The following is a 13,596-nucleotide window of genomic DNA, read 5'->3' as shown; positions in this document are numbered from 1 at the left end:
AGTAATTGAGATTCCCTCTGAAGCAAGTCCGCAATACTTGTTTGACCTGTGCGAAAGGATTTTAAGAGGGCGAATGCGAGGTTTTGACTCCATCGCCATGCTCTTGCTGTGCCTGCGCGCAATCGGTACCGGATGGGGATCCCGTAGAGCCTGGGGAGGTTCACTGATATGTTGTACGATAAATCCCTTGAGAGGGATAACTGTGGTTTCGGCCTGATCGCCCACATAGAAGGCGAACCTAGCCACAAGGTAGTGCGTACCGCGATACACGCACTGGCCCGCATGCAGCACCGCGGCGCGATCCTCGCTGATGGTAAAACCGGCGACGGTTGCGGCCTGCTGCTGCAAAAACCGGATCGTTTCTTCCGCCTGGTGGCCGAAGAGCGCGGCTGGCGTTTAGCCAAAAACTACGCCGTCGGGATGATTTTCCTGAATAAAGATCCTGAGCTGGCAAGCGCGGCCCGCCGCATTGTTGAAGAAGAACTTCAGCGTGAAACCCTGTCGATTGTTGGCTGGCGCGACGTGCCGACCAACGAAGGCGTTCTCGGTGAAATCGCCCTCTCCTCGCTGCCTCGTATTGAACAGATTTTTGTCAACGCGCCTGCCGGGTGGCGCCCGCGCGATATGGAGCGCCGTTTGTTCATCGCCCGTCGCCGCGCCGAAAAGCGTTTGCTGGGCGATAAAGACTTCTACGTCTGCAGCCTGTCAAACCTGATTAATATCTACAAAGGTCTGTGTATGCCGGCGGATTTGCCGCGCTTTTACCTGGACCTGGCGGATCTGCGCCTGGAATCGGCCATCTGCCTGTTCCACCAGCGCTTTTCAACTAACACCGTGCCGCGCTGGCCGCTGGCGCAGCCGTTCCGCTATCTGGCACATAACGGCGAGATCAACACCATCACCGGCAACCGCCAGTGGGCACGGGCGCGTACCTACAAGTTCCAGACGCCGTTGATTCCCGACCTGCACGATGCCGCGCCGTTCGTGAACGAAACCGGCTCCGACTCCAGCTCGATGGATAACATGCTCGAACTGCTGCTGGCAGGCGGGATGGACATTGTGCGCGCGATGCGCCTGCTGGTGCCGCCAGCCTGGCAGAACAACCCGGATATGGACCCGGACCTGCGCGCCTTCTTCGACTTTAACTCCATGCACATGGAGCCGTGGGACGGCCCGGCAGGTATCGTCATGTCGGACGGACGCTACGCCGCCTGTAACCTCGACCGTAACGGCCTGCGCCCGGCGCGCTACGTCATCACCAAAGACAAGCTCATCACCTGCGCCTCTGAGGTCGGCATCTGGGACTACCAGCCTGACGAAGTGGTCGAGAAAGGCCGCGTTGGCCCCGGCGAGCTGATGGTCATCGACACCCGCGTCGGCCGTATTCTGCACTCTGCGGAAACCGACCATGACCTGAAGATCCGCCACCCGTATAAAGAGTGGATGGAGAAGAACGTTCGCCGCCTGGTGCCGTTTGAGGATCTGCCGGACGAGGACGTGGGCAGCCGCGAGATGGGCGATGACATACTCGCCAGCTACCAGAAACAGTTTAACTACAGCGCTGAAGAGCTCGACTCGGTTATCCGCGTACTGGGCGAGAACGGCCAGGAGGCGGTCGGCTCAATGGGCGACGATACCCCCTTCGCCGTGCTCTCCAGCCAGCCGCGCATCATTTACGACTATTTCCGCCAGCAGTTCGCGCAGGTCACCAACCCGCCGATCGACCCGCTGCGCGAAGCGCACGTGATGTCGCTGGCCACCAGCATCGGCCGTGAGATGAACGTCTTCTGCGAAGCGGAAGGCCAGGCCCACCGCCTGAGCTTCAAATCGCCGATCCTGCTGTACTCCGATTTCAAACAGCTGACCACCATGCAGGAGGAGCACTATCGCGCCGACACGCTCGATATCACCTTCGACGTGAGCGAAGCGAGCCTTGAAGCGACGGTGAAAGCGCTGTGCGACAAGGCGGAGCAGATGGTCCGCAACGGTACGGTTCTGCTGGTGCTGTCCGACCGCAATATTGCGAAAAACCGCCTGCCGGTGCCGGCGCCGATGGCCGTGGGCGCGATCCAGACCCGTCTGGTCGATAAGAGCCTGCGCTGCGACGCCAACATCATCGTGGAAACCGCGAGCGCCCGCGACCCGCACCACTTCGCCGTGCTGCTGGGCTTTGGCGCGACCGCGATTTACCCGTACCTCGCCTATGAGACCCTGGCGAAGCTGGTCGACAGCAAAGCGATTGAAAAAGATTACCGCCATGTGATGCTCAACTACCGCAACGGCATCAACAAAGGCCTGTACAAAATCATGTCCAAAATGGGCATTTCGACTATCGCCTCCTACCGCTGCTCGAAGCTGTTCGAAGCCGTCGGCCTGCACGACGACGTCGCCAGCCTCTGCTTCCAGGGCGTGGTCAGCCGCATCGGCGGCGCCGGTTTTGATGACTTCCAGCAGGATCTGCTGAACCTGTCCAAACGGGCCTGGCTGGCGCGTAAGCCGCTGTCCCAGGGCGGCCTGCTGAAGTACGTCCACGGCGGCGAATATCACGCCTACAACCCGGACGTCGTTCGCACGCTGCAGCAGGCGGTGCAGAGCGGCGAATACAGCGATTATCAGCAGTATGCCGCGCTGGTGAACGAGCGTCCTGCCGCCACCCTGCGCGACCTGCTGGCGCTGAACCCTGGCGATGAGGCCGTGAGCATCAACGACGTGGAGCCAGCAAAAGCGCTGTTTAAACGCTTTGATACCGCCGCCATGTCCATTGGGGCGCTGAGCCCGGAAGCGCATGAGTCGCTGGCGGAAGCGATGAACAGCATCGGCGGTTTCTCTAACTCCGGCGAAGGCGGTGAAGACCCGGCGCGCTACGGCACCAGCAAAGTGTCCCGTATCAAGCAGGTGGCCTCCGGCCGCTTCGGCGTCACGCCAGCGTACCTGGTCAACGCCGACGTCATTCAGATTAAAGTCGCTCAGGGCGCGAAGCCGGGCGAAGGCGGTCAGCTGCCGGGCGATAAAGTCACCCCGTACATCGCCAAACTGCGCTACTCGGTACCGGGCGTGACGCTTATCTCCCCGCCGCCGCACCACGATATTTACTCTATCGAGGACCTGGCGCAGCTGATTTTCGATCTCAAGCAGGTCAACCCGCAGGCGATGATCTCCGTGAAGCTGGTCTCCGAGCCGGGCGTGGGCACTATCGCCACCGGCGTCGCCAAAGCCTATGCGGACCTCATCACCATTGCCGGTTACGACGGCGGCACCGGCGCAAGCCCGCTCTCCTCAGTGAAATACGCGGGCTGCCCGTGGGAGCTGGGGCTGGTGGAAACCCAGCAGGCGCTGGTCGCTAACGGCCTGCGCCACAAGATTCGCCTGCAGGTCGACGGCGGCCTGAAGACGGGGCTCGACATCATTAAAGCGGCGATTCTCGGCGCGGAAAGCTTCGGCTTCGGTACCGGCCCGATGGTGGCGCTGGGCTGTAAATACCTGCGTATCTGCCACCTGAACAACTGCGCCACTGGCGTAGCGACCCAGGATGACAAACTGCGTAAGAACCACTACCACGGTCTGCCGTTCAAAGTGACTAACTACTTTGAATTTATCGCCCGCGAAGTGCGCGAGCTGATGGCGCAGCTGGGCGTCAAACGGCTGGTGGATCTCATTGGCCGTACCGACCTGCTCAAAGAGCTGGACGGATTTACCGCCAAGCAGCAAAAGCTGAACCTGGCGAAGCTGCTGGAAACGGCAGAACCTCACCCGGGTAAAGCGCTGTACTGCACTGAAAACAACCCGCCGTTCGACAACGGCGTGCTGAACGCGCAGCTGCTGCAGCAGGCAAAGCCGTACGTCGACGACAAGCAGAGCAAAACGTTCTGGTTCGATATTCGCAACACCGACCGCTCGGTTGGCGCATCGCTGTCCGGCTATATCGCCCGGACGCACGGCGACCAGGGGCTGGCGGGCGACCCGATTACTGCGCACTTTAGCGGTACCGCGGGCCAGAGCTTCGGCGTCTGGAACGCGGGCGGCGTTGAGCTGCACCTGATCGGCGACGCTAACGACTACGTCGGCAAAGGTATGGCGGGCGGACTGATCGCAATTCGCCCACCGGTGGGGTCGTCTTTCCTCAGCCATAAAGCGAGCATCATCGGCAACACCTGCCTGTACGGCGCGACCGGCGGTCGCCTGTACGCCGCAGGCCGCGCTGGCGAACGTTTCGGCGTGCGTAACTCCGGCGCCATCACCGTCGTGGAAGGTATCGGCGACAACGGCTGTGAGTACATGACCGGCGGTATTGTCTGCATTCTCGGGAAGACCGGCGTCAACTTCGGCGCAGGGATGACCGGCGGCTTCGCCTATGTTCTCGACGAAGACGGCGACTTCCGTAAACGCGTCAACCCGGAGCTGGTAGAGGTGCTGGACGTCGACACGCTGGCTATCCACGAAGAGCATCTGCGCGGCTTGATTACCGAGCACGTACAGCTTACCGGCTCCCAGCGCGGCGAAGAGATCCTGGCGAACTGGCCGGCGTTCTCCGCGAAGTTCGCGCTGGTTAAACCGAAGTCCAGCGATGTGAAAGCGCTGTTGGGTCACCGTAGTCGTAGCGCAGCAGAGCTGCGCGTGCAGGCGCAGTAAGGGGTTGTGGTCATGAGTCAAAACGTATACCAATTTATCGACTTACAGCGTGTTGATCCGCCAAAGAAAGCGCTGAAGATCCGTAAAATCGAATTTGTGGAAATCTACGAGCCGTTTTCAGAAGGCCAGGCCAAAGCGCAGGCAGACCGCTGCCTGTCCTGCGGCAACCCGTACTGCGAATGGAAATGCCCGGTGCACAACTACATCCCGAACTGGCTGAAGCTGGCCAACGAGGGGCGTATCTTCGAAGCCGCCGAGCTGTCGCATCAGACCAACACCCTGCCGGAGGTCTGCGGCCGCGTTTGCCCGCAGGACCGCCTGTGTGAAGGTTCCTGCACCCTGAACGAAGAGTTCGGCGCGGTGACTATCGGCAACATCGAGCGCTACATCAACGATAAAGCGTTCGAAATGGGCTGGCGCCCGGACATGACCGGCGTGAAGCAAACCGACAAACGCGTGGCCATCATTGGGGCAGGCCCGGCGGGCCTCGCCTGCGCCGACGTGCTGACCCGTAACGGCGTCAAAGCGGTGGTGTTCGATCGTCACCCGGAAATCGGCGGTCTGCTGACCTTCGGCATCCCGGCCTTTAAGCTGGAAAAAGAGGTGATGACCCGCCGCCGTGAGATCTTCACCGGTATGGGTATCGAGTTCAGACTCAATACCGAAGTGGGTCGCGACGTGCAACTGGATGATCTGCTGAAAGAGTACGATGCGGTGTTCCTTGGCGTCGGTACCTATCAGTCCATGCGCGGCGGGCTGGAGAACGAGGACGCGAACGGCGTCTTCGATGCGCTGCCGTTCCTGATAGCCAACACCAAACAGATGATGGGCTATGGCGAAACTGCCGACGAGCCGTACGTTAGCATGGAAGGGAAACGCGTTGTCGTGCTCGGCGGCGGCGATACCGCCATGGACTGCGTGCGTACCTCCGTGCGTCAGGGCGCCACTCACGTCACCTGCGCCTACCGTCGTGACGAAGAGAACATGCCGGGCTCGAAGCGCGAGGTGAAGAACGCCCGCGAAGAGGGCGTCGAATTCCAGTTCAACGTGCAGCCGCTGGGCGTGGAAATCAACGCCAACGGACGGGTATGCGGCGTGAAGATGGCGCGCACCGAAATGGGCCAGCCGGATGCGAAGGGCCGCCGTCGCGCGGAGATCGTCGCCGGCTCCGAGCACGTTGTTCCGGCCGATGCGGTGGTGATGGCGTTTGGTTTCCGTCCGCACAGCATGGAATGGCTGGCGAAGCACAGCGTCGAGCTGGATTCCCAGGGCCGCATTATCGCCCCGGAAGGCAGCGACAACGCTTTCCAGACCAGCAACCCAAAAATCTTTGCCGGTGGCGACATCGTTCGCGGATCCGACCTGGTGGTGACGGCGATTGCCGAAGGCCGTAAGGCGGCGGACGGGATCATGAGCTATCTGGAAGTGTAAGACGAATCAGGCCTGAAAAACGCCCGGCAAGGCAACCTGCCGGGCGTTTTTTTATTTCCTGTCTACCCGCCAGACCACGGTCGATGATTAGAAATCATATAAAATACAAATATTATTCTTTGCCAGATTAACCATAGTTATTTTAATTCATCTGACCTTTCACCCACTTGATGAAATCTGCGAATGTGAAGTTGATAATTTATCATAACAGCATGGTTTATAACCATAAATCACAAAACAAGCAGTTTAAAAATAAGATGTGCACGCCATAAAATCAGCCAGAAAAAATATAACATCCGTTTTCATATCACCTTTTTACCTAATTTTTCTTCTTTTCTGGCATGGAGTGCAACAATGTTCGGCATCATTATCTCTGTCATCGTTTTATTTACGATGGGTTATTTGATCCTTAAAAATTACAAACCGCAGGTCGTGCTGGCCGCAGCCGGGATCTTCCTGATGTTGTGCGGCGTCTGGCTGGGGTTCGGCGCACTGCTCGCTCCCGATAAAAGCAGCGGCTATCTGTTAGTCGATATCTACAACGAAATTCAGCGGATGCTCGCCAACCGTGTCATGGGGCTGGGGCTTTCCATCATGGCGGTAGGCGGCTATGCCCGCTACATGGAGCGAATTGGGGCCAGCAGGGCCATGGTCAGCCTGCTAAGCCGCCCGCTGAAGCATATCCGCTCACCCTATATTGTACTTGCCGCGACCTATATCATTGGTCAGATTATGGCGCAGTTCATCACCAGCGCATCCGGACTCGGTATGCTGCTGATGGTAACGCTTTTCCCCACCCTCATTAGCCTGGGCGTGAGCCGCCTTTCTGCCGTGGCGGTCATCGCAACAACGATGTCGATTGAATGGGGGATCCTGGAAACTAACTCCATTTTTGCCGCCCAGGTGGCAGGGATGAAGATTGCCACTTACTTCTTTAACTACCAGCTGCCGGTCGCCTCCTGCGTGATTCTCGCCGTCGCCATCACGCACTTTTTCGTCCAGCGCGCATTTGATAAGAAAGCGAAACTCGCCGAAGCTGACAGCGCGGAACAAAAGGCGCTGGAAAATGTGCCGCCGTCCTATTACGCCATACTGCCGGTCATGCCGCTGATCCTGATGCTCGGCTCGCTGTTTCTCACCCATGAAGGTCTGATGAAGGCAGAGTTGAATCTGGTGGTGGTGATGCTGATGAGTATGACGCTGAGCATGTTTGTGGAATTTTTCCGCAAGCACGATCTGCGTGAAACGATGGCTGACGTACAGGCCTTTTTCGACGGCATGGGGACGCAGTTTGCTAACGTCGTGACATTGGTAGTGGCGGGCGAAATTTTCGCGAAAGGCTTAACCACCATCGGAACCGTCGATGCGGTAATTAAGGGGGCGGAACATTCCGGTCTGGGCGGCATCGGCGTGATGATCATCATGGCGCTGGTCATTGCCACCTGCGCGATCGTGATGGGCTCCGGCAACGCGCCGTTTATGTCCTTCGCCAGCCTGATCCCAGATATCGCAGCCGGTCTGCACATTCCCGCCGTGGTGATGATTATGCCGATGCACTTTGCCACCACGCTGGCGCGTGCCGTATCGCCAATTACCGCAGTGATTATCGTGACGTCAGGGATTGCCGGCGTCTCGCCATTTGACGTGGTGAAGCGTACAGCGATCCCGATGGCGGTAGGGTTTGCGGTGAACATGATCGCCACCATCGCACTGTTTTATTAAAACGCGGATAAAAAAACAGGCCCGAGCGGGCCTGTTGGACGACTATTTGACAACGCGCAGTGCCGGACGGCCACCGCGCGGCGGCGGCGTATCGTCCGGATCGTGATCATCAGGCTTATCGCCATCGATAAGCGACATCACCGTATCGCTTTCGGCACTCGCGCCTGCGTCATCGTTGAGGCTCTCGACCTCTTCATCATACGCAGCTTCCGGCTCGAACATGGTGCCCGCGCCGTTTTCACGCGCATAGACAGCCAGTACGGCCGCCAGCGGCACCGATACCTGGCGAGGAACGCCGCCAAAGCGCGCATTAAAGCGCACTTCGTCGTTGGAGAGCTCAAGATTACCGACCGCGCGCGGCGCAATATTCAGCACAATTTGCCCGTCACGCGCATATTCCATCGGAACATGAACCCCTGGCAGCGTCACATCCACCACCAGATGCGGCGTCAGCTCGTTATCCAGCAGCCATTCATAGAAGGCTCGCAGCAGATAAGGGCGGCGTGGCGTCAGTTGTGATACATCCATTCAGTTAGCCCCGGCCAAGACGCATTTCACGTTCGGCTTCAGTTAAAGAGGCGAGGAAAGAGTCACGCTCAAACACGCGCGTCATGTAGCCTTTCATCTCTTTCGCACCCGTGCCAACCAGCTCAACGCCCAGCACCGGTAAACGCCACAGCAATGGCGCCAGGTAGCAGTCAACCAGGCTGAACTCATCGCTCAGGAAATAGGGTTTCTGCGTGAACACTGGCGCAATCGCCAGCAGCTCTTCTCGCAGCTGTTTACGCGCTGCATCAGCCTGAGCGGCGGTGCCGGTCTGGATGGTGTTCATCAGCGTGTACCAGTCTTTCTCGATACGGTGCATATACAGACGGCTTTCACCGCGGGCAACCGGATAAACCGGCATCAGCGGCGGGTGTGGGAAACGCTCATCAAGATATTCCATGATGATGCGGGACTCCCACAGCGTTAGCTCGCGATCCACCAGTGTCGGTACGCTTTGATTCGGGTTGAGGTCGATCAGATCCTGTGGCGGATTGCCCTGCTCCACGTGCTCAATCTCAAAGCTGACACCTTTCTCAGCCAGCACGATGCGGACCTGATGGCTATAGATGTCAGTAGGACCAGAAAACAGCGTCATTACCGAACGTTTGTTGGCAGCGACAGCCATGAAAACCTCCAGGTATATTCAGAATTTTTGTACTGCTGCCAGCCACCGCGTGGCCAGCCAGATGTTAAGCCCGGGTAGCAATGAACGGCATTTCTGTTCACGAACCAAACAAAAAATGAACAATCACCAGCATTTGGGCAGAAAATTGGATGATAGTTTACCAGATTTTATGGGCTTTGTGGTGAAGGGATTCTGGAAATGCTGAAATAAGTGGCGAAAACAGGCGGTTTGGTTGTGGATAAGGGCGGTTTTATCCATAAAAAAACCCGCCGAAGCGGGTTTTTTCGCCAAATGTTCTGCCGAAGCAGAAACAATTAACGCTTGGAGAACTGCGGACGACGACGTGCTTTACGCAGACCGACTTTCTTACGTTCAACCTGACGAGCGTCACGAGTAACGAAGCCAGCTTTACGCAGTTCAGAACGCAGGGACTCGTCGTACTCCATCAGAGCGCGGGTGATACCGTGACGGATCGCACCAGCCTGACCAGAGATACCACCACCTTTAACGGTGATGTACAGATCCAGTTTTTCAACCATGTCGACCAGTTCCAGCGGCTGGCGAACTACCATGCGGGCAGTTTCGCGACCGAAGTACTGTTCCAGAGAACGCTGGTTGATAACGATTTTGCCGTTGCCCGGTTTGATGAACACACGAGCTGCGGAACTTTTGCGGCGACCAGTGCCGTAGTATTGATTTTCAGCCATTGCCTATAATCCCGATTAGATGTCAAGAACTTGCGGTTGCTGTGCCGCGTGGTTGTGCTCGTTACCCGCGTAAACTTTCAGTTTACGGTACATAGCACGACCCAGCGGGCCTTTTGGCAGCATGCCTTTAACCGCGATTTCAATCACACGCTCAGGACGGCGAGCAATCATCTCTTCAAAGGTCGCTTCTTTGATACCACCGATGTGGCCGGTGTGGTGGTAGTACATTTTGTCTTCGCGCTTGTTGCCGGTTACAGCAACTTTTTCTGCGTTCAGAACGATGATGTAGTCACCGGTATCAACGTGCGGTGTGTATTCCGCTTTATGCTTACCGCGCAGGCGACGAGCCAGTTCAGTAGCCAGACGGCCCAGAGTTTTACCGGTCGCGTCAACAACATACCAGTCGCGCTGTACGGTTTCTGGTTTAGCTGTAAAAGTTTTCATTAAAAGCTTACCCAAATAATTAGTTACACGTTGGTGAACACCCAAACGTTTAGTCAGTTGAGGTTCACACGACAAAGTCCGGCAAACCTACCCCTTCGAATAGCCTATGCCGACACATAGAAAGTTTCGGGAAAAAAACCTTCTCGTAACGTGGGGTCGCAAGATTATAGAGAAGTCGAGGTTAAAGATCGACCCCTAAATGTGATTTCCAGCGGGTTTTTAGCCCGCCAGGTGTTCGCGCTTAAGGTACTCTTCGCTCTGCATCTCCTGCAGGCGCGATAAACAGCGCTGAAACTCGAACTTCAGACGCTCGCCCTGATAAATGTTGTACAGCGGCACTTCCGCGCTCACCACCAGCTTTACGTGGCGCTCATAAAACTCATCCACCAGCGCGATAAACCGGCGCGCTTCGTTCTCTGAGTGTGGAGTCATCACCGGCACATCGAACAGCATTACGGTATGAAACAGCCGCGACAGCGCGATGTAGTCATGCTGGCTGCGGGCGTCGACGCACAGCGTGCTAAACGAGACGGCCAGCGTCTGATTCTCTGCGCCCATCGTCTGCAGCGGTCGGTGGTTTATCTCAAGCAACGGCGCGTTTTCTCGCGGCGCGCCGGCCAGCGCCAGCCACAGCTTGTCCATCTGCTGGCGCGTTGACGCCGTCAGCGGCGACAGCCACAGATGGGCCTGGGTCAGGGTGCGCAGGCGGTAGTCAACGCCGGCGTCGACGTTCATTACCTCGCAGTGCGTTTTAATCGCCTCGATAGCGGGCAGGAAGCGCGCGCGCTGCAGCCCGTTGCGGTAGAGCTCGTCCGGCGGAATATTGGATGTCGCCACCAGCGTGATGCCGCGGGCGAACAGGGCTTTCATCAGCCCGCCAAGCAGCATTGCATCGGTAATATCGGAGACAAAGAACTCATCAAAGCACAGCACGTCCGTTTCGGCCTTAAAACGGTCGGCAATGATTTCCAGCGGATCGGTATGCCCCTGCAGCGCCGTTAGCTCCTCATGCACCCGCAGCATAAAGCGATGGAAGTGCAGCCGCTGTTTGCGCCCCTCCGGCAGGCTATGGTAGAAAAGATCCATCAGCCAGGTTTTCCCCCGCCCAACGCCGCCCCACATATATAGCCCACGCACTGACGGCACGACGACGGGTTCGCGTTTGCCCAGCAGCCTGCTGAACGTCGCACGCAATCCTCCGTTGTTCGTTACCGCTGCGGAGTGTGGACGAGACGTTAGCGCCTGGTAGATAGCCTCGAGCCTGGCAACCGCCTCTTGCTGGACGTCATCGGGCTGATGGCTGCCCGCGCTCAGGGCTTCCAGATATCGCGATGTAGGGGTAATGCTTTGCATAAGTTGTTGTTATTCCCTGAAAAGCAACGTGCCGTAGTTCACGGTTGTCGAAAAAAAGGCCGTTCTACACTACGCGATGTGCGCCCGGGATTCCACTTCTAAGGGAATAGCGGTTATAGTGGCACTATCGGGCGCAGGCGAAGAGCCTCAGAGCCACCCTACGGAACCACAAAATAACGGGAGAAGTTCATGACCTGGGAATATGCGCTAATTGGATTAGTCGTCGGTATCATCATTGGCGCCGTCGCGATGCGTTTTGGTAACCGCAAATTGCGTCAACAGCAGGCACTGCAGTACGAACTGGAAAAAAACAAAGCAGAGCTGGATGAGTATCGTGAAGAGCTGGTCAGCCATTTTGCCCGCAGCGCGGAGCTGCTCGACACGATGGCTCACGACTACCGCCAGCTGTATCAGCACATGGCGAAAAGCTCCAGTAGCCTGCTGCCGGAAATGAGCGCGGAGTCCAATCCGTTCCGCAACCGTCTGGCCGAATCCGAAGCCGGCAACGATCAGGCGCCGGTGCAGATGCCGCGCGACTACTCCGAAGGCGCCTCTGGCCTGCTGCGCAGCGGCGCAAAACGCGATTAACGCCTTATTACAGTTATTTTTTACGGGCGCAGCCGCTGCGCCCGCCCTTCCCGACTCATCCCAGCTATTATTTAATCACCAGCCTCATTGTTAGCCGTTTGAAAATTCAATAACATCGGATTGTTTTAGGCGGTCTTTTTCTCACACCTCAGGTTACGAGAGCCAGCATCGATGAAGAAAAATACATTACTATTAAGTGCATTAGCGTTAAGTGTTGGATTATCTCTCGGCGCCGCTGCGCCGGTCGCCGCCTCTCTGCCGACGCAGGTCCCGGGTCAGGGTCAGCTGCCAAGCCTTGCGCCGATGCTGGAAAAGGTTCTCCCGGCTGTCGTGAGCGTGCAGGTTGAAGGAACCGCCACGCCCGCTCAGCGTGAACAGATACCGGAAGAGCTGAAAAAGTATTTTGGCGAAGGGGGGCCGGACAGTCAGCAGGCGCAGCCTTTCGAAGGGCTGGGCTCGGGCGTCATCATCGATGCGAAAAAAGGCTATGTGCTGACCAATAACCACGTTATCAGCCAGGCGCAGAAAATCAGCGTTCAGCTCAACGACGGCCGTGAATTCGACGCCAAACTGGTCGGCAGCGACGACCAGAGCGATATCGCGCTGATTCAGATTCAAAACCCCAGCAACCTTACGCAGATAGCCATCGCCGACTCCGACAAACTGCGCGTCGGCGATTTCGCCGTCGCCGTCGGCAACCCGTTCGGCCTTGGGCAAACCGCTACCTCAGGCATTATCTCCGCGCTGGGACGCAGCGGCCTGAACCTTGAAGGCCTGGAAAACTTCATCCAGACCGATGCCTCTATCAACCGGGGCAACTCCGGCGGGGCTCTGCTGAACCTTAACGGCGAACTCATCGGCATCAACACCGCGATTCTGGCGCCCGGCGGCGGCAGCATCGGCATTGGCTTCGCCATCCCGAGCAATATGGCGCAGACGCTCGCCGATCAGCTGATTAAGTACGGCGAAATCAAGCGCGGCCTGCTGGGCATCAAGGGCATGGAGATGACCGCAGATATCGCGAAGGCCTTTAATATCAACGTTCAGCGCGGCGCCTTCGTCAGCGAAGTGCTGCCAGGCTCCGGCTCAGCGAAAGCAGGTATTAAATCCGGGGACGTTATCGTCAGCCTCAACGACAAGCCGCTCAGCAGCTTTTCCGAGCTGCGCTCGCGCATCGCCACGACGGCGCCGGGCACCAAAGTGAAACTCGGCCTGCTGCGCGACGGGAAACCGCTGGACGTTGAGGTCACGCTGGATAAGAGCACCTCGTCGACCGCCAGCGCCGAGCTTATCTCGCCGTCGCTGCAGGGGGCGTCGCTCAGCGACGGCCAGATGAAGGATGGCACCAAAGGTATTGTCATTAATGACGTCGACAAGGCCAGCCCCGCCGCTCAGGCCGGTCTGCACAAGGACGATGTGATCATTGGCATCAACCGCCAGCGGATACAGTCGATTGCCGAAATGCGTAAGCTTCTGGAGGCAAAACCGGCGATTATTGCGCTGAACGTCATGCGCGGTAATCAGAGCCTCTACCTGATCCTGCGCTAACGG

10 protein-coding genes are annotated in these 13,596 nt (G+C 57.7%); 5 read left to right on the top strand and 5 right to left on the bottom strand.

All coding sequences use genetic code 11. The features are described 5' to 3' along the window. The first annotated feature begins 168 nt into the window (after positions 1–168). From gltB to dcuC, 3 genes are all read left to right on the top strand, one after another. Entirely contained in the window at positions 169–4,629 is a 4,461-nt protein-coding gene (gene gltB, locus ENTCL_RS02445; protein WP_013364517.1) for a glutamate synthase large subunit, read from the top strand. 12 nt (positions 4,630–4,641) lie between these two features. Next, a complete protein-coding gene (locus ENTCL_RS02440; RefSeq protein ID WP_013364516.1) occupies positions 4,642–6,060 on the top strand; it encodes a glutamate synthase small subunit in 1,419 nt (472 codons plus the stop codon). Between the two features lie 354 nt (positions 6,061–6,414). Continuing rightward, positions 6,415–7,782: an anaerobic C4-dicarboxylate transporter DcuC gene (gene dcuC, locus ENTCL_RS02435; protein WP_013364515.1), complete on the top strand. Its 1,368-nt coding sequence runs from the start codon at positions 6,415–6,417 to the stop codon at positions 7,780–7,782. A 42-nt stretch (positions 7,783–7,824) separates the two neighbouring features. Here the strand turns inward: dcuC and sspB are convergent, their stop codons facing one another. The 5 genes from sspB to zapE all read right to left on the bottom strand — a co-directional run bounded on the left by sspB (position 7,825) and on the right by zapE (position 11,457). After that, positions 7,825–8,310, bottom strand: coding sequence for a ClpXP protease specificity-enhancing factor (sspB, locus tag ENTCL_RS02430; RefSeq protein WP_013364514.1), 486 nt, complete (start codon positions 8,308–8,310; stop codon positions 7,825–7,827). A 4-nt stretch (positions 8,311–8,314) separates the two neighbouring features. Then, on the bottom strand, positions 8,315–8,953 hold the full coding sequence (gene sspA, locus ENTCL_RS02425; RefSeq protein ID WP_013364513.1) for a stringent starvation protein SspA: 639 nt from the start codon (positions 8,951–8,953) through the stop codon (positions 8,315–8,317). Positions 8,954–9,267: 314 nt separating this feature from the next. Further along, positions 9,268–9,660: a 30S ribosomal protein S9 gene (gene rpsI / locus ENTCL_RS02420; protein WP_000829818.1), complete on the bottom strand. Its 393-nt coding sequence runs from the start codon at positions 9,658–9,660 to the stop codon at positions 9,268–9,270. Positions 9,661–9,675: 15 nt separating this feature from the next. After that, a complete protein-coding gene (gene rplM, locus ENTCL_RS02415; protein WP_013364512.1) occupies positions 9,676–10,104 on the bottom strand; it encodes a 50S ribosomal protein L13 in 429 nt (142 codons plus the stop codon). A 219-nt stretch (positions 10,105–10,323) separates the two neighbouring features. Next, positions 10,324–11,457 carry a cell division protein ZapE gene (gene zapE / locus ENTCL_RS02410; RefSeq protein ID WP_013364511.1) on the bottom strand — a complete coding sequence of 378 codons (1,134 nt, stop codon included), beginning with the start codon at positions 11,455–11,457 and terminating at the stop codon, positions 10,324–10,326. Positions 11,458–11,646: 189 nt separating this feature from the next. Here zapE and zapG point away from each other — a divergent pair, with 189 nt between their 5' ends. Together zapG and degQ are read left to right on the top strand one after the other, a co-directional pair. Further along, the gene (gene zapG / locus ENTCL_RS02405; protein WP_013364510.1) at positions 11,647–12,045 is read left to right on the top strand and encodes a Z-ring associated protein ZapG; all 399 of its coding nucleotides are present in this window, start codon (positions 11,647–11,649) and stop codon (positions 12,043–12,045) included. 171 nt (positions 12,046–12,216) lie between these two features. Further along, positions 12,217–13,593: a serine endoprotease DegQ gene (degQ, locus tag ENTCL_RS02400; protein ID WP_013364509.1), complete on the top strand. Its 1,377-nt coding sequence runs from the start codon at positions 12,217–12,219 to the stop codon at positions 13,591–13,593. The last annotated feature ends 3 nt before the right edge of the window (positions 13,594–13,596 follow it).

This window comes from [Enterobacter] lignolyticus SCF1, assembly GCF_000164865.1.
Lineage (GTDB): Bacteria > Pseudomonadota > Gammaproteobacteria > Enterobacterales > Enterobacteriaceae > Enterobacter_B > Enterobacter_B lignolyticus.
The sequence above is the reverse complement of the archived record's forward strand: the minus strand, read 5'-3'. Positions and strand labels throughout refer to the sequence as shown.

Bases quoted from the DNA above. Each gene is read 5' to 3' on its own strand.
- sspB (WP_013364514.1), bottom strand. From the start codon at position 8,310: ATGGATGTATCACAACTGACGCCACGCCGCCCTTATCTGCTGCGAGCC.
- rpsI (WP_000829818.1), bottom strand. From the start codon at position 9,660: ATGGCTGAAAATCAATACTACGGCACTGGTCGCCGCAAAAGTTCCGCA.
- degQ (WP_013364509.1), top strand. From the start codon at position 12,217: ATGAAGAAAAATACATTACTATTAAGTGCATTAGCGTTAAGTGTTGGA.
- ENTCL_RS02440 (WP_013364516.1), top strand. From the start codon at position 4,642: ATGAGTCAAAACGTATACCAATTTATCGACTTACAGCGTGTTGATCCG.
- sspA (WP_013364513.1), bottom strand. From the start codon at position 8,953: ATGGCTGTCGCTGCCAACAAACGTTCGGTAATGACGCTGTTTTCTGGT.
- gltB (WP_013364517.1), top strand. From the start codon at position 169: ATGTTGTACGATAAATCCCTTGAGAGGGATAACTGTGGTTTCGGCCTG.
- zapE (WP_013364511.1), bottom strand. From the start codon at position 11,457: ATGCAAAGCATTACCCCTACATCGCGATATCTGGAAGCCCTGAGCGCG.
- dcuC (WP_013364515.1), top strand. From the start codon at position 6,415: ATGTTCGGCATCATTATCTCTGTCATCGTTTTATTTACGATGGGTTAT.
- zapG (WP_013364510.1), top strand. From the start codon at position 11,647: ATGACCTGGGAATATGCGCTAATTGGATTAGTCGTCGGTATCATCATT.
- rplM (WP_013364512.1), bottom strand. From the start codon at position 10,104: ATGAAAACTTTTACAGCTAAACCAGAAACCGTACAGCGCGACTGGTAT.